The organism is Bacillus sp. JJ664 (genome assembly GCF_036962205.1).
Lineage (GTDB): Bacteria > Bacillota > Bacilli > Bacillales > Bacillaceae_G > Gottfriedia.
Window position 1 is genome coordinate 123350 of the sequence record NZ_JBALMS010000051.1, and the last position, 17070, is coordinate 140419.

Sequence of the window (17070 nt, forward strand, 5' to 3'; positions counted from 1 at the left end):
GCTGAGCCTCCTCGTCGCATTCACTCCTGCGGGGTCTCACCTGTCACGCATCTCCCATAGGAGTCGAACACCTTCCGTTCCAATCATTATGTGTTATTGAGTATGCTCTAGGAGAACCCATTCTAATAATAATAAAAATAAGAGGACCAAATCATATGCGATTGGGTCCTCTTAATTTATTTAATTATCTTTTTATTTTTAACTCAAAACTGTTACTCTTATTTGCACACGATTTTTGTTCATTTATTTTTAATTTCGTATTGTAATTGTTCAGAAAGATGTGGGTTACTTCCTTGGATATATAGATCGACTATCAGTTGACCTTCAGGTACTTCAAATTCGGATATCGAATAAAAGTGATAACCAACAATGTCTTGTAATAGATTAGGCTTGTTCCATTTTGGATAATAAACAGTACTAAGTGAGTCTGACTCGAAAAATCCGAATTCATCTTCAGCACTATTCGTAAGTAGTGCATTTTGACTAACATAACTTGCTTTGCTCATTTTAACATTGGATGAATCAAAGTTTGATGCTGTCCAATATAATTGTTTGCCAATTGTATTTAGTATAGTGTAACGATACCCATACTGTAGCTCAATTTTCATTGGAGATATATTAGTAGGGCTATAATCAAAATGATGTTCTGTAATGTATAGGAATTTATTGTTATCTTCGTCGATAAGTTTTAAGCTTATGCGTTCTAATTTTGTAGATGAGAAATTAAAGTTAGCGTATTTTTTTAGATAGCTTTGATATTGCGTTTTCGTTATATGTTGTTCATTGTTACCGTTTATTTTTATATATAGGTCAATTTGAGCAACAATTTTACCATCTATTTTTCCATATTGTTGAACTTCCTCCTCCGTCATACCTGAAATTGTACTTTTAGAGAAACCTAAGTTTATTAGTTTTTTTTCATAGAGTTGTTGTTGCTTTGTAAGGCTTAGCTGATCAATTGAAAAGGTTTTTGAGTTTGTAATAATAGTAGATTGGGAGGATAAATCTATGTATGTATATAAAATATAAAGTGCAATGATTCCCGTTATGATTGTATAAATCTTTATGATTTTATGTGTATTTCTCAAAAAATCCCTACTCTCATTCAGATATAGTATTATACTACCAGTATGGATCTAAAAAATCGATGCTTAATTAGTAGGAGGTTCCATGGGTTTTAATCAATTGATTATTGGTTTTATTTTTATCTCTTTTAATATTAATTTGATAAATGTGAACGTATTACCTGATTTTATAGGATATATATTCTTTTATTTAGGAGCAACTAGTCTGGCTAGTTCACTGTCTAGCGAGTACTTTAAGTTTGTTAAGAATGCTAGCAGATTATTAATTATTCTTTCGATCATAGAGTCGTTTATCGACTATTCAGCTATTCTAAACAATATATTAAATGATGTCCAAGCTGTACATGAAAAATTATTTGCATTGATTTTTACCTTAACAATTACAACGTTGTATTTATTTTGTGTTTATTATTTATTTAAGGGGATTGAGCAAGAGGCAATTAAAATAGAAGATGCTACTCTCCAAATGAAATCAAAGAAAACATTAAAATTATTGATGATTTATAATGTGATTGGGATTATTCCGTTATTGGGAATTTTATTTTATGGAAATAGTGAAATAAATATTTCTTTTGCTGCTGGACCACTCATTTTTATCGCTATTTTAATTGGTATGGTCTATGTATTTGTAAAATTAGTGACAGTATTAAAGTATGCTAATTTAGTTTTATCTAAAGATAGGCATTAAAAAAGGTTGCATTTCACACATATGCAACCTTTTTCTTTGTATTATGAATGTATAGTAGTGACTGACTTCTGCTCTAATATTTTTGTAGGAACGATGATGGGTTCTTGTTGATCATCTTGCTTTTTAATGATTGAAAATAGTAAGTTAGTAGCTACTTCACCTAATTTGATAATAGGGACTTCAATACCTGTCATAGGTGGTGATAATAATGGTGAAAAAATGCCATTATTGTATCCTACGATGGATATATCTTTTGGGATTGAAATTCCTAATTTTGCAGCTGTATTATATAAACCTATGATTTTTAAGTCATCTATAGCAAAAATTGCAGTTGGAAGGTCATCTGCCGTTAATAATGCTTCTGAGGCTTCATAAGCTTGTTCCATCGTATAACCACTATCGATGATTCGATCTGGTCTAAGTGGAATACCATTATCCATTAAGCATTTTTTATATCCTTCTAAACGATCTATTGATACATGATAGTCCAATGATGAATGAAGACATGCGATATCACGATGTCCATTGTCAATCAAATGCTGTACTAAATCATAACTATCTTGAAAATTGTCAGTATCAACAGAATAAATATTTTGAAAGTCTTCTTCAAGTTTTCCAATAACGACAATCGGTATGTCATATTTGTCTAATTCCTTAAAGAAATCCTCGTTTGCAGGCGAACTTAACATTAATATTCCTTTAATCATTCGTCCACGAATTTTAGCGATACACTTCTCTAATTCATCTTCACTATTTTTTGATGTTTGTAATATTACATCAAAATTTTCTTCCTCTGCTCTCATAGAAATAGAGTGAATAATTTCAGAGAAAAATGTGTTCCCAGCAGTTGTTTTAGTAGAGCGGGACATCACCATTATTGCATCAAATCCTGATGATGTAAGGGCTCTAGCTAATTTGCTTGGCTGGTAATTTAATTCTTCAATTGCCTGCATCACACGCGTACGACTCTCTTCTGAAATATTACTTTTATTATTAAGTACTCGAGATACAGTGGACTTAGACACTTTTGCTACACGAGCTATATCATAAATAGTTGGGCCCAATTTGTATTCTCCTCTAAATATTTATTTTCCATATGTCATTTAAAAAACGATAAAAACGTTTACATTTTTACCATAAAAATGCTGAAAAAACAATCCTCATTACGCTTAAACACAGGGGAATGATTGCGCAAGAAATTATACTGATAAAATAGGAGGTTAGTTCATTTTCAAAGATTGATAATGAATAAGTCCATTAAATGAATAATTAAATATTATATGGTAAAAATACGTTTGTTAATACTTTAACAAATAATTATATATATTCATTTATAAAAATTTCAAAATGTTGATAGGACTCATTATATGGAGAATTGCAAAAAGTAGCAATAAAAAATATTGGTTTTAAAAAACAACTCTGAAATCATTATTTTGATAAAGTAATCTGTTTATTAAAAATAAAATAGTTATTTTTTCTGAAAAGTTATAAATTGACAGTAAGCGCTTTCTATAATATATTGGACTTGGGAGCGGTACCACGGTTACTTTTATCAATTCGTGGGAGCGATACCACAAGGAGGAATCATATGAATAAATTAAAAGATAGACTAACTTTTATTTATGAAAATGAAGATATAGATAGTATTTATAATGCGATTAGAAAAAGGATAAATGAAGCGAAAGAAAAAGGTTTAAAACAAAGAAAACAAGGTTGGGACGAGTCGGACGTTGTTCTAATAACATACGGAGATCAATTTAGAGAATCAGATGTTCCAACACTTGAAACGTTTAAGAAAATGTTCGATGAGCATTTGGCAAACAAGTTTGAAATCGTTCATATTTTACCGTTTTATCCTTACTCTTCAGACGATGGTTTTTCAGTTATTGATTACAAAAAAGTCAATCCAGTTTTAGGGGATTGGTCAAATGTTGAAAACCTATCAACTTCAGCGAGAATCATGTTTGATTATGTTTGTAATCATATTTCAGCTAAGAGTGAATGGTTCCAAGAATACTTAAAAGGAAATCCTAAATATGATGATTACTTCGTTGAAATGGATCCTTCAATTGATTTAAGCTCAGTAACAAGACCTAGGGCTCTTCCGTTACTTTCAAAATTTAAATTAGCAAACGGTGAAGAAAAATATATATGGACTACTTTTAGTGATGATCAAATTGATTTGAATTTTAGTAATCCACAAGTGTTAGTAGATATGATTGATGTTTTACTATTCTATCTAGAGCAAGGTGCAGAATATGTAAGGCTAGATGCAGTTGGTTATATGTGGAAAGAAGTAGGCACGTCATGTATCCATCTTGAAAAAACACATGAAATCGTTAAATTGTTCCGTGATATTTTAGACGAAGCTGCAAGAGGTACAGTCATGATCACTGAAACGAATGTACCGCACTTAGATAATATTTCTTATTTTGGTAATGGAAATGATGAAGCGCATATGGTTTATCAATTCCCACTTCCACCATTAGTTCTTTATTCACTTCATAATGAAAATGGAAACGTTTTAACAAGCTGGGCGAAACAACTCGATGGCTCAGGAAAAGATTCAACTTTCTTCAATTTCCTAGCTTCACATGATGGAATTGGATTAAATCCAATAAGAGGAATTATACCGGAAGAAGAGATTTTATCACTTGTTAATGATTTAAAGCAAGAGGGTGCATTAGTAAATTATAAGAAGAATTCAGATGGTAGTGAAAGCCCATATGAAATTAATGTAACTTACTTAGATGCATTAAATAAACAATCTTATAGTGATGACTTGCGTGTGAAAAGATTCTTGCTAGCACATTCGATTCTATTAACTTTCCCAGGTGTTCCAGCCGTTTACATTCAAAGTATGCTAGGATCAAGAAACGATTATAATGGCGTTGAACAAACTGGAATGAATCGATCGATTAATCGACAAAAATACGATTTAGATGAAATTCTAACAGAATTAAATAATGAAGAGTCATTAAGATTTAAAGTGTTTTCAGGTCTAACTGAAATTATAAAAGTTCGTAAAGATGAATCATTGTTCCATCCAAATGTAAGTATGGAGGTCCTTGATTTAGGAGAAAAGATTTTTGCAATCAAGCGTGTAAAACAAGACGATAGCATAGTTATACTTCACAATTTATCGAGCGAAGAAGTAAGCTGCAGTTTGAATGGGAAATTTATGAATATTATCACTGGAGAAGTTAAAGAATTTAAAGATAACATCACATTGAATTCATATCAATTCCTTTGGTTAAAACCAATAAACTAGGAGGGAAAACAAATGAAAAAAGCTTTAAGTATGTTCTTAGTTTTAATGTTAGCTATTGGCTTAACGGCTTGTGGTGGAGGAAAAAAAGAAGACGGTAAAGTGACGATTGAATTTATGCACTCTTCAGTTGAACAAGAACGTCTAGCTGTCATCACTGACTTAATTACAAAATTTGAAAAAGCAAATCCAGATATAAAAGTAAAACAAGTTCCAGTAGAAGAGGATGCTTACAATACGAAAGTAGTAACGTTAGCGAGCTCTGGAAAACTTCCAGCAGTGATCGAAGTTGGCCAAGACTACGCAAAAGTTATGGACAAGGATGAATTAATTGATAAAGAATCTGTTAAAAAGGTTATTTCTAAAGTAGGCGAAGATCAGTATTACGAAGGTGCTTTAAAGTTATTAAAAACAGAAGACGGTAAAAACTTTACTGGTGTTCCAATAAGTGGTTGGGTACAAGGTATTTGGTACAACAAAAAAATGCTTGCAGACAAAGGTTTTGAAGAGCCTAAAAATTGGGATGATATCTTAAAAGTCGCAAAAGCTTTCACAGATAAAGGAAATAAAAAATTCGGTATTGCGATTCCAACGGTAGAAGGTGGATTCTCTGAACAGGCATTTTCTCAATTCGCATTATCTAACAATGCAAATATGCTAAATGCTGAAGGCAAGTTAGCATTAGATACACCTGAAATGAAAGAAGCACTTAAATTCTATAAAGAATTATCAGGATATACTATGCCAGGTTCAAATGATGTAACTGAAGTTAAGGATGCATTTATGAACGGATCGACACCAATGGCAGTTTATTCAACTTATATTCTTCCTTCAGTATATGAAGAAGGCACAACTGATAATATTGGATTTGCGATTCCAACTGAAAAATCTAAAGCAGTATATGGAACAGTTTCTGCTTATACAGTTTCTTCAGGTTTAGAAGATGAACAAAAAGCAGCTGCTGAGAAATTTTTAGAATTTATGGTAGAGCCAGAAAACAATACTAAATTAGTATTAATGTCTCCAGGTGGTTCACAACCAGTTAATAAAGATGTTACAGAAAGCAAAGAATACAAAGAAAATAAAGTAGTTAATTCATTCGGTGAATTATCAACGGAAATTGCAAGCGCATTTGAAGATGTTCAAGTTTTCGGACTTGTCGATAACAAGAACTTCTTAAAAATGGGTGATGTAACAAGCTCTGGAGCAATTGCTAAATTAATTAATGCGATTACAGTTGGCGGACAAAGTGTAGATGGTGCTGTTAAAGAGGCAGAATCTAAATTAAAAGAAGTACTAAAATAAAAACATTACTCATTCTATTCAAGGTATATAAGAGTATGGTTTGTTGATTGCCGAAGTTGTTTAAGAAGAACGAACGCTTGAAAAGCAAGCTAAGTTGCTTTTTAAACAACTTTTTCTTTTATCACCAATCATCTATCAATAATAGATTAGATTGTCTTTAGGAGGTCCTATGAAAACGATTGCCAAAAAAAAATCGGATATTAAATTAGCGCTAGTACTTCTTTTACCAGCTATTTTATTAGTATTACTGCTTGTAGCATATCCGATGTTATCAAATATAAAAATTAGCTTTTTCGATCAACCAATTAATCCAAGATTACCAGCAGATTTTGTTGGTTTTAATAATTACTCAGACATTCTTAAAGATACAGCGTTTTATAAATCACTAGGGCTTACAATTTTGTACACAGTGTTAACGGTAATTGGAAGTACAGCGCTTGGTTTAGCTATCGCTTTATTCTTTAATCGTCCGTTTAGATTTCGTAAAACAGCAAGATCTCTAATTATTTTATCGTATGTAACACCGTCGATTTCATTGGTGTTTGCATGGAAGTATATGTTTAACAATAGCTACGGGATTGTTAACTATTTAGGTACTGACGTGTTTCATATTTTTAAAAATGCACCGTTATGGTTTGATAACCCAGTTAGTAGCTTTTTAGTAGTCGTAATCTTTGCGATATGGAAGTACTTCCCGTATGCATTTATTTCGTTCTTAGCGATCTTACAAACAATAGATAAGTCTTTATTTGAAGCAGCAGATATTGATGGGGCTACATTGTGGCAAAAATTCAAAGTTGTCACATTACCAGCAATTATGCCTGTATTGTTAACGGTTGTAACTTTACGTTTTATTTGGATGTTCTACATGTTTACAGATGTTTACTTATTAACAAACAAAGTAAATATTCTTGGGATTTACTTATATGAAACAGCGTTTGCTTTCAATGATTTAGGTAAAGCGAGTTCAATTTCTGTAATCCTATTTATCATTTTATTTATTGTAATTATCGTAGCAAGAAAGAGGGTGAACTTAAATGGCAGTAACTAGTAAGAAAAATAAATTATTGAAAAAAACAGGTTTCTATATTGGTTTAGTTTTACTTTTAGGGGTTATGTTATTTCCATTCTTTATCATGCTGATGACGTCATTAAAGAGTTCAAAAGAAGCAATTTCAACGAGTCCTACATTACTTCCAAAAGTATGGACATTTCAGCATTATATCGATATTTTTAATCCAACAATTTTCCCATATATTAACTATTTCAAAAATAGTTTAATTGTTGCTTTAATTGCGGCTTCAATTTCAGTTGCATTTGGTATTTTAGGAGCATATGCCTTGTCAAAATTAAGGTTTAAAGGAAGAGTTACAATTAATGCTAGTTTCTATACAGTTTACATGTTCTCTGGCATTTTGTTAGTTGTTCCTTTATTCAAAATCATTTCGGGTTTAGGGCTATATGATACTAGATTGGCGTTAATTATTACGATGATTGTTCAAACATTACCAACGGCCATATTCATGTTGAAGAGTTATTTCGATACAATTCCTGAGGATTTAGAAGAAGCGGCGATGATTGATGGCTTAAGTCGTTTAAAAATCATTTTTTATATCATCATTCCATTATCAATTTCAGGTATAGTTTCAGTATTTGTATACGCGTTTATGATTGCATGGAATGATTATTTATTCGCATCAATTTTCTTATCGAGTTCTGAAAACTTTACTTTACCAATTGGACTAAATACTTTATTTAGTACACCAGATTATATATGGGGACGCATGATGGCAGCATCTCTAGTAACGGCATTACCGGTTGTCGGAATGTATGCTTTATCAGAGCGCTTTATTAAAGGTAACTTAACTGAAGGCGGAGTAAAAGGCTAAATCTACAGTTTTACTTGAGAGGATGAAATATAGATGAAGAAATTAGTAGCAGTTGAACCAAGAGTAGCAGCATTAGTGGAATATGAGGATCGTCCAGTACAAGCAAATGAAGTGAAAATAAAAGTTGAATTCGCATCACCAAAACATGGTACAGAAGTTGTTGATTTTAGAGGAGTTAGTCCATTTATTGATGAAGAGTTCAATGAAGAGTGGAAAATGTTTATGCCGCGAGCAGAAGGTGCAGCACGTGGGATTGTTTTTGGTGAGTTTCAACTAGGGAATATGGTTGTCGGCAGTATTTGTGAAATTGGAGCGGACGTTACAGAGTACAAGCTTGGAGAACAAGTTTGTACGTATGGACCAATTATGGAAACAGTTATTGTAAATGCTGTAGATAACTATAAACTACGTAAAATGCCAGAAGGATCTTCATGGAAGAATGCAGTTTATTATGATCCAGCTCAATTTGCAATGAGTGGCGTGCGTGATGCGAATGTTCGTGCAGGAGATTTTGTAGTAGTCGTTGGTTTAGGTGCAATTGGTCAAATTGCGATTCAATTAGCAAAAAGAGCAGGTGCTAGTATTGTAATCGGTGTTGATCCAATTAGTCATCGTTGTGATATAGCATTAAAGAATGGTGCGGACTATTGCTTCGATCCAACAAAATGTGATTTAGGATATGAAATTAAGAAACTAACTGATAAATTAGGGGCGGATTCAATTATTGAAACTAGTGGGAATGTCGGTGCGCTACAAGCAGCACTAAGAGGTATTGCATACGGAGGAACAATTTCTTACGTTGCTTTTGCAAAACCTTTCCCAGAAGGATTTAATCTTGGTCGTGAAGCTCACTTTAACAATGCAAAAATTGTATTCTCTCGTGGTAGTAGTGAACCGAATCCTGATTATCCACGTTGGTCTAGAAAACGTATTGAAAATACATGTTGGGAATTATTAATGAATGGTTATTTAAATTGCGAAGATTTAATTGAACCAGTTGTTTCATTTAATGAAGTAGCAGAGTCTTATATGGAATTTGTAGACCAAAAACCAGAATTAAGTATTAAAATGGGGGTTCATTTTCCAAAATAAGAACGGCATGATTTGGAATACAAATCAGAAGTGTAAGCAAAATATATGAATAAAAAGAGATAAATTTAAGGGAGTGTTCATGCACTCCCCTTCGTTTAGGAGTGAAAGTCAATGAAAGTAGGAACTCAAAATCAAGCATTTTTCCCAGAAAATATGAAAGAAAAATTTAACTACTTAAAAAAGGCTGGATTTGAAGGCTTTGAAATAGATGGAAAGTTTTTAGTTGATCATTTAGATGAAGTAAAAGAAGCAATCGCAGAAACTGGTTTACCTGTTACAACGGCTTGTGGCGGATATAGTGGTTGGATTGGTGATTTTATTGAAGAGCGTCGTTTAAAAGGCTTAGATGAAATAAAAAATATATTATTCGCTTTAAAAGAAGTCGGTGGAAAAGGAATTGTTGTTCCTGCCGCATGGGGCATGTTTACATTCCGATTGCCTCCAATGTCATCTCCAAGAAGCTTAGATGGTGATCGAAAAGCAGTTACTGAATCTTTAATATACTTGGATAAAGTTGCTGAGGAAACTGGGACGACTATTTTCTTAGAACCTTTAAATCGTTATCAAGATCATATGATTAATACTTTAGCTGACGCACGAAAGTATATTGAAGACAATCAGTTAAAGAACGTAAAGATTATCGCAGACTTTTATCATATGAATATTGAAGAAGATGGAATATCAGAAGCGTTACATCAAAACAGAGATTTAGTTGAACATATTCATATTGCTGATAATCATCGTTTCCAGCCAGGAAGTGGTGCATTAGATTTCAAAAAGCACTTTGATCAATTAAAAAGTGACGGCTATGAAGGTTTTGTTACATTTGAATGTAGAGTTCGTGGAAATAACTTAGAAGAAGAATACTTTAAAGCGCTACAACATATTAAAGAGGCATTAAAGTGATGAAAAAAAAGGTTGCTATTATTGGCGGTGGACAGATCGCAGAAAACGTACACGTCGCTCACTATAAAACTAGAGATGAATTAGAAATTGTAGCTGTATGTGGTGTAAATGAAGAATCATTAAAAAGCTTCGCTGAAAGAAATGGTATTCCAAACTATTACACGGATGCAGCAGAAATGTATTCAATTGAGAAACCAGATATAGTCAGTGTTTGTACACCAAATTTATTTCACTTTGAAAATGTCATGCAAGCATTAGAAAATGATTGCGATGTATTTTGTGAGAAACCCCCTGCGATTAAAGCTGATGATGCAAGGATCATGTATGAGACGGCTATTGCAAAAGGAAAAGTACTTGCGTACGATTTTCACCATCGGTTCGCAGATGATGTAACCATTTTAAAAGAAAAAGTGGACGAAGGCATGCTTGGAGATATTTATTTTGTAAAAGTAAAGGCATTAAGACGAAATGGTATTCCCGGGTGGGGAAGCTTTACAAATAAAGAGATTCAAGGTGGAGGTCCACTAATCGATTTAGGCATTCATATGCTTGATGCGGCCCTTTACATTTTGGGTTATCCAAACATTAAAAAAGTAACTGCAAAAATGTTTCAAAAAATTGGTAATAAAAAAAACGAAGGATCCTTCGGAAAGTGGGATCCAACCAAATTTGGAGTAGAAGATTCGTTATTTTCACATATTGAGTTAGAGAATGGAAGTTTGTTACAGTTAGAAACATCTTTTGCCTTAAATATAAAAGAAAAATCAGAAATGAATGTTGAGTTTTGTGGAGAACAAGCTGGTGCAACAATGTTTCCAGCAGAGATTTATACAGATGAAAAAGGAGAACTTGTTTCACTTTTAAAAAGAGAGACCGCAGATTCTGACCGCCATTCAAAAAGTATGAGTGCTTTTGTTAATCGTTGTTTAGGTAAGAATGTCATGTTAGCAGATGGAAAACAAGGTTATGCTATACAACAACTAGTAGAAGCAATTTATCAATCAGCTGAAAAAGGTGAGAGTGTAACTTTATGAATATAGTACAAGATTTAAACGAAAAACAATTTGATTTACATTATATAAATAAATATGCAAGCTTAATGGCTCAAGGGAATGGATATCTTGGCCTACGTGCAAGTCATGAAGAGCATTATGCGGAGCAAACACGTGGTATGTATATCGCTGGTATTTATAATAAATTTACTCCTAATGAAGCTACAGAGCTTGTAAATCTACCTGACTTGATTGGTATGAAGATTGAAATAAACGGTGAAATCTTTTCATTGTTAACAGGAACGGTTCTTTCATATGATCGTAGTTTAAATATGTTAACAGGAGAATTAACAAGGGAAGTGGTTTGGCAAAACAGAAGTGGTGACCGTTTTAGGTTTACATTTCAACGATTTGTTTCAAAGGATGATTTACATTTACTAGCTTCAAAAGTAGAAGTTGTGAGTTTAGATCGAAATGCTTCTATTAAAATTATTACTGGAATAGATGCACAAGGATCTAATTTCGGTAAACAACATCTACATGAAGAAAATGTACGAGTGTTAGATAAAAGAATCATGCAAGGAATTTATAAAACATCTGAAAGCAATCATACAATTGCAATAGCAACATCTTGCATACTTGGAAAAGAAAGTGATATTTCCTTTGGGGCAAAAAATAGACAATTATTGGGTACGATCACGCAGGATCTTGTTGTTGAAAAGCCATTTACATTAGAAAAAATTAGTTCAGTTTATACCTCTAATGATATGTTACGTGAAGATCCGGCTAGCGCAGCAGTTAATACAGTTCAAAAATATTTAACAGAAGGCTATGACAATCTTAGAGATAGCAATACGATTAAATGGCAGGATTTTTGGAAACAAAAGCGAGTTGTCGTCACAACGAAAGAAAAGATGGATCAACTTGCGATAGATTTTTCACTTTATCATATTGAAGTAATGACACCTGCTCATGATGAGCGTTTCAGCGTCGGCGCAAAAGGTTTAACTGGTGAAGGATATAAAGGACATGTTTTCTGGGATACAGAAATATTTATTGCACCATTCCATCTATTCACAGATCCAGAAAAAGCTAAAAAATTACTAATGTATCGATATTTGCATATAAATGAAGCGAAAGAAAAAGCTGCTAAAAATGGATACGAGGGCACACTTTTTCCATGGGAAAGTGCCTTTACAGGTAATGAAGAAACGCCTGAATATGCTGCAATTAATATCATTACAGGTCAACGTCAAAAAGTTGCATCAGCATTAGCAGAGCACCATATCGTTGCTGATATTGCATATTCAGTGGTACAGTATTACCAAAATACGTTAGACGAAGGTTTTATGGCAAAAGAAGGGCTTGAATTATTAAAGGAAACTGCACGTTTTTGGATTAGCCGAGCTACTGAAGATAATGGACAGCTATCAATAAAAGATGTGATTGGACCAGATGAATATACTGAGCATATTGACAATAATGCATATACAAACTATATGGCATATTACAATGTGCAGCATGCGCTACAGTATATGGAAAAATTCAATGATGTAGATACAGATTTATTCCAGAAAGCGATCGATTTTCTGAATAGATTATATTTACCTAAACCAAATGATGAGAATATTATTCCTCAAGATGATACGTTTTTATCAAAACCTGAAATTGATTTAACAACATATAAGCAAAATCAAGGTAGCCAAGGGATATTACTTGATTACTCTCGCCAAGAAGTAAATGAAATGCAAATCTTAAAACAAGCAGATGTCGTCATGCTATTGTATCTTTTCCCAGAATTATTCCCGGAAGAGGTTGTGAAAAAGAATTTACAATATTATGAAGAACATACCATTCATGATTCTTCATTAAGTAAAGCAATACATGCGATTGTGGCTGCTCGTTGTGGTGATCAAGAAAATTCTTATCGCTTTTTCCAAGAAGCATGTTTAATTGATTTAGGTCCAAATCCAAAGTCATCTGATGAAGGACTTCATGCTGCATCTCTTGGAGCAAATTGGTTAGCAACAATCTTCGGATTTGCAAATATCTCTATGGATATTAATCGTTTAAAGATTAGCCCAAAATTGCCATCAGAATGGGAAAAGTTATCTTTTCCGTTTCAATGGCAAGGCTCAGTACTTTCATTTACAATCACTCATAGATCAATCACCGTGACTAAACAATCAGGACCTCCACTTACGATTGATATAAATGGAGAAGAATTTAACTTAACAGATCAATTAAAAACATCTCTTTAAGGGGAGGAATATAAATGAAAGTTGTCATATTACCTGATTCCTTTAAAGAAAGTTTAGATGCAACCGGAGTGGCAGAAGCTATTCATAAAGGATTTTCTTCTATTTTTCCAAATGCAGATTATCATTTATTACCACTTGCTGACGGTGGTGAAGGTACAGTTCAAGCGTTAATTGCATCAACAGAAGGGATGATAGAAACTATTTCAGTAACAGGTCCGCTTTTTGAGCAAGTAAATGCTAAAATTGCCTTCTCGAAGGATGGTAGAAATGCTTATATTGAAATGGCAGAGGCTTGTGGACTTCATTTAGTTCCTAAGGAAAAGCGAGATCCCTTCAAAACAACATCATTTGGTGTTGGCCAATGTATCGAATACGCTATTGAACGAGGAGCTACTGAACTAATGATTGGTGTTGGTGGTAGTTCGACGAATGACGGTGGTATTGGAATGGCAGCAGCTTTAGGGTATCAATTCTTTGATCAAGATGGTCGATTAGTTGAAGGGAATGGACAATCACTTTTAAAAGTTACTTCTATGTCAGCAACTAATCGAAATCCAAAGCTTTCAGGTATTAACATCACAATTGCAGCAGATGTAGTGAATCCGTTAATTGGCGAAAATGGTGCAACATATGTATTCGGACCGCAAAAAGGACTTCCATCAAATAAAATGGATGAACTAGATCAAGGAATGGGGAAATTTTATGAGCTTGCTGAAAGTTATTTAGGCAAGCAAGTTTCAACAATCCCTGGAAGTGGCGCTGGTGGCGGAATGGGAGCTGGTCTGATGCTATTTGCGAATGCTTCCATTAAAAAAGGGATAGAGCTAGTACTCGAGCATTTAAATGTCGTAGAGGTATGTAAAGATGCAGACATTGTAATTGTTGGAGAAGGTAGAATGGATGGGCAAACCATTTTTGGTAAAGCGCCTGTTGGAGCAGCTGCATGTGCACCACCAAATGCCAAAGTCATTGCAATATGTGGGAGCATAGGAAATGGCAGTGAAGAGCTATATAATCATGGAATTGACGCTATTTTCCCAACAATCCCTGCAATATTACCGATAGAAGAAATCATGAATAATGCCTTTAATAATATTGAAAGAACGGCTAGAAATGTCGCGTCTCTTCTAAAAGGAACATACTAATCAAAAAATCCAAACATTTTAAAAATGTTTGGATTTTTTTTGTTCTTGTGAAGAAATCGTTGTAAATTGGCGAATAAAATTTGTTGCAAAATAAATATTCGTAATATTTAGAATTTAATAATAAAAAAGATTATTTTCTTTTCATTGTATACTTAATAGATTAATTGATTAATTTTTTTGGAGGTTCTATGAAAAAGATTACGATAGCATTGTTAACGGTTGCTATTTTTATTGGCAGCTCAATTCATTCATATGCGGCTGCTATTGTGGATAAAGAGATTTTTCTTACAAAAAGAAGTGGTATTACGAAGGATACCGTACTGAACGCAGACCGCATACTAAATGGAGAATTATTTGTATCACCAAAATATCCCTTTTATAAGCCTTATAAGGCGATTAATTGGAAAGAAGACCCTTACAAGAACACTACATGGCGTTTATATTATCAAAGTTTAGACACATTAAGTTACTTAACAAATGCATATGAAGTGACAAAAGATCCTAAGTATTTAACTTATGGCTTTAGTTTAATTCAAAGCTTTTGGAAAGCTAATGGAAATCCAGCAAGACCAACAGACTCATATACATATAATGCGCATGCGCTAGCCAATCGGACAAATAATTTATTGTATTTCTATCATTATTATATTAGTTCGCCGATTGTTACTTACTCGAGTAAACAGTATTTAAAAACCGTACTTAGAAAACACGGTACATACTTAAATAGTTCTAAATACTATAATTTAAAAACAAATCATGGCTACTTTCAAGACCGTTCATTATTCGAGCTAGCTTCTTATTTTCCAGAAGAAACAACTAGTGTCCAATGGAAGAGCAATGCAGTATACCGTACGAAAACCCACATCAAGAGAGATTTTACTCCAGAAGGCCTTCATAAGGAACATAGCCCACAATACTTTTTAGTCGTTCTTAATCTTGTTCAGGATATGAATAAAATCGCTGAGGACGCTGAACTTACACAATTTCTTTTAAAAGAACAAAATGCGTTTTCTAAACTAGTATTATCTAATTTTACGATTCCTAGATTAGGAGATTCAGATCAAACAAAATTACCTAAAACTACTTCTTATTCAGTACTAGATCCTGAATTTGAATATGTACTGACAAAAGGGAAACAAGGAAAACAGCCTTCATTAGTTAGTAATATTTCAAATTCTGTAGCTGTTATTCGTGATGGATGGGGGACAAGTACATCTTCATTATTGTTTACGACGAGTAATTTTAGTACAACACATAAACATGCTGACGATTTATCTTTCATTCTTACTCAAAAAGGGAAAGAAATATTTACGGACAGCGGAAAATATAATTATGATACAAAAGATGCTTACCAAAAATACTTACGATCGACTTTTGCACATAATGTAGTGACAGTTGATGGAAAGTCATATCCTATTTCTTCAAGTAATGTTGGGAAAGCAAAAATGACGAATTTTATTGATAACCCTGATCATGTTATTGTAATGGGTGAACATACGATTTATAATGGCGTGCGAGTTTATCGAACAATTGTCTATTTGAAAAATAAGAAAGTAACATTAATTCAAGATGAAATTATATCTGATGCTAAACATAAAACAAATCAAGTGTTTAATATAGGACAAACTGTTTCAACTCAAACACTTGATTCAAATACTGTTCTATTGAATAATTCAATGACAATGAAACAGCATGTTCAATCAAATTTAGTTGAATATTATGGACAAAAATCCCCGATTAGAGGATTTGGATCAACACTGTTTAATAATCTATATCCAATTAAACAATTAGATTTTGAATCTAATGGAAATAATGTTCAATACTTTACAAGTCTTAGCTCTACACCAAATACTGTATCGCAGTTTTCATTAAATGAAGACTTATACACTATTTCAATGTCAGATGGTTCAACTTATAATGTGGCAAAACCAATGACTACACCTTTCGTCAATAAATTTACAAATTTAGATATAAAGCTAAATGGATTTACACAAGGTGGGGCTAACATTAACGTATTATCAGGCCAAACAGTCATCGCAACCGGTCAAGCTACTACGACAGGAAATTTTGCCATTGATGTACCTTTACAATTGGCAGGTACAAATTTGACAGTCGTTGCAACTAGTAAAAATGGTCAGTACACGGCTTCTGGAACTGTAACGGTAAAAGATGAAATAGCTCCTGACATTCCAACAATTAACACGGTTAGTGCGAATTCAAAAATCATTACTGGTAAGGCAGAAGGAAATGCGATAGTTATTGTAAAAGTTGGTAATAGATCGTATACAACTAAAGCCGATAAGTATGGAAAGTATCAAATCAGAGTGACAATGCCTATTAAAAAAGGAACAAATATTTCTGTATCTGCAAAAGATCTTTCGGGCAATATGAGTGATTTATTTAAAGTGAAGGCTAGCTAAAAAAGAAGAATAAAAGAAA

Annotated in this window: 13 protein-coding genes; 11 read left to right on the forward strand and 2 right to left on the reverse strand. The window is 33.1% G+C overall.

Features of this window, described 5'->3' with window-relative positions; translation table 11 throughout:
- Positions 1–239 precede the first annotated feature (239 nt).
- On the reverse strand, positions 240–1088 hold the full coding sequence (locus V7056_RS09810) for a hypothetical protein (protein WP_499701476.1): 849 nt from the start codon (positions 1086–1088) through the stop codon (positions 240–242).
- A gap of 82 nt (positions 1089–1170) precedes the next feature.
- Here V7056_RS09810 and V7056_RS09815 point away from each other — a divergent pair, with 82 nt between their 5' ends.
- Positions 1171–1773, forward strand: coding sequence for a hypothetical protein (locus V7056_RS09815; RefSeq protein ID WP_499701478.1), 603 nt, complete (start codon positions 1171–1173; stop codon positions 1771–1773).
- A 41-nt stretch (positions 1774–1814) separates the two neighbouring features.
- Here V7056_RS09815 and V7056_RS09820 read toward each other — a convergent pair whose 3' ends face one another.
- Positions 1815–2837, reverse strand: a complete 1023-nt coding sequence (locus tag V7056_RS09820; protein ID WP_499701480.1) for a LacI family DNA-binding transcriptional regulator — start codon at positions 2835–2837, stop codon at positions 1815–1817.
- A 524-nt stretch (positions 2838–3361) separates the two neighbouring features.
- Here V7056_RS09820 and V7056_RS09825 point away from each other — a divergent pair.
- The 10 genes from V7056_RS09825 (at position 3362) to V7056_RS09870 (ending at position 17051) form a co-directional block, all read left to right on the forward strand.
- Positions 3362–5044 carry a sugar phosphorylase gene (locus V7056_RS09825; protein WP_499701482.1) on the forward strand — a complete coding sequence of 561 codons (1683 nt, stop codon included), beginning with the start codon at positions 3362–3364 and terminating at the stop codon, positions 5042–5044.
- 12 nt (positions 5045–5056) lie between these two features.
- Positions 5057–6346, forward strand: coding sequence for an ABC transporter substrate-binding protein (locus V7056_RS09830; RefSeq protein ID WP_499701484.1), 1290 nt, complete (start codon positions 5057–5059; stop codon positions 6344–6346).
- A gap of 169 nt (positions 6347–6515) precedes the next feature.
- On the forward strand, positions 6516–7397 hold the full coding sequence (locus V7056_RS09835) for a carbohydrate ABC transporter permease (protein ID WP_499701486.1): 882 nt from the start codon (positions 6516–6518) through the stop codon (positions 7395–7397).
- Positions 7384–8235, forward strand: coding sequence for a carbohydrate ABC transporter permease (locus tag V7056_RS09840; protein WP_499701488.1), 852 nt, complete (start codon positions 7384–7386; stop codon positions 8233–8235). Before V7056_RS09835 ends, V7056_RS09840 begins: the two co-directional genes overlap by 14 nt.
- 33 nt (positions 8236–8268) lie before the next feature.
- Positions 8269–9327 (forward strand): zinc-dependent alcohol dehydrogenase, encoded by a 1059-nt coding sequence (locus tag V7056_RS09845; RefSeq protein WP_499701490.1) that lies wholly within the window; start codon positions 8269–8271, stop codon positions 9325–9327.
- Between the two features lie 111 nt (positions 9328–9438).
- A complete protein-coding gene (locus V7056_RS09850; RefSeq protein ID WP_499701492.1) occupies positions 9439–10233 on the forward strand; it encodes a sugar phosphate isomerase/epimerase family protein in 795 nt (264 codons plus the stop codon).
- The gene (locus V7056_RS09855; protein WP_499701578.1) at positions 10233–11267 is read left to right on the forward strand and encodes a Gfo/Idh/MocA family protein; all 1035 of its coding nucleotides are present in this window, start codon (positions 10233–10235) and stop codon (positions 11265–11267) included. The genes V7056_RS09850 and V7056_RS09855 overlap by 1 nt, the downstream gene beginning before the upstream one ends.
- The gene (locus V7056_RS09860; RefSeq protein ID WP_499701494.1) at positions 11264–13486 is read left to right on the forward strand and encodes a glycoside hydrolase family 65 protein; all 2223 of its coding nucleotides are present in this window, start codon (positions 11264–11266) and stop codon (positions 13484–13486) included. The genes V7056_RS09855 and V7056_RS09860 overlap by 4 nt, the downstream gene beginning before the upstream one ends.
- Positions 13487–13500: 14 nt before the next feature.
- Positions 13501–14631, forward strand: coding sequence for a glycerate kinase (locus V7056_RS09865; protein ID WP_499701496.1), 1131 nt, complete (start codon positions 13501–13503; stop codon positions 14629–14631).
- A 188-nt stretch (positions 14632–14819) separates the two neighbouring features.
- Positions 14820–17051, forward strand: coding sequence for a heparinase II/III family protein (locus V7056_RS09870; protein WP_499701497.1), 2232 nt, complete (start codon positions 14820–14822; stop codon positions 17049–17051).
- The last annotated feature ends 19 nt before the right edge of the window (positions 17052–17070 follow it).

Coding starts and splice junctions, on each gene's coding strand:
- V7056_RS09815 (WP_499701478.1), top strand. CDS start 1,171: ATGGGTTTTAATCAATTGATTATTGGTTTTATTTTTATCTCTTTTAAT.
- V7056_RS09825 (WP_499701482.1), top strand. CDS start 3,362: ATGAATAAATTAAAAGATAGACTAACTTTTATTTATGAAAATGAAGAT.
- V7056_RS09830 (WP_499701484.1), top strand. CDS start 5,057: ATGAAAAAAGCTTTAAGTATGTTCTTAGTTTTAATGTTAGCTATTGGC.
- V7056_RS09835 (WP_499701486.1), top strand. CDS start 6,516: ATGAAAACGATTGCCAAAAAAAAATCGGATATTAAATTAGCGCTAGTA.
- V7056_RS09840 (WP_499701488.1), top strand. CDS start 7,384: ATGGCAGTAACTAGTAAGAAAAATAAATTATTGAAAAAAACAGGTTTC.
- V7056_RS09845 (WP_499701490.1), top strand. CDS start 8,269: ATGAAGAAATTAGTAGCAGTTGAACCAAGAGTAGCAGCATTAGTGGAA.
- V7056_RS09850 (WP_499701492.1), top strand. CDS start 9,439: ATGAAAGTAGGAACTCAAAATCAAGCATTTTTCCCAGAAAATATGAAA.
- V7056_RS09855 (WP_499701578.1), top strand. CDS start 10,233: ATGAAAAAAAAGGTTGCTATTATTGGCGGTGGACAGATCGCAGAAAAC.
- V7056_RS09860 (WP_499701494.1), top strand. CDS start 11,264: ATGAATATAGTACAAGATTTAAACGAAAAACAATTTGATTTACATTAT.
- V7056_RS09865 (WP_499701496.1), top strand. CDS start 13,501: ATGAAAGTTGTCATATTACCTGATTCCTTTAAAGAAAGTTTAGATGCA.
- V7056_RS09870 (WP_499701497.1), top strand. CDS start 14,820: ATGAAAAAGATTACGATAGCATTGTTAACGGTTGCTATTTTTATTGGC.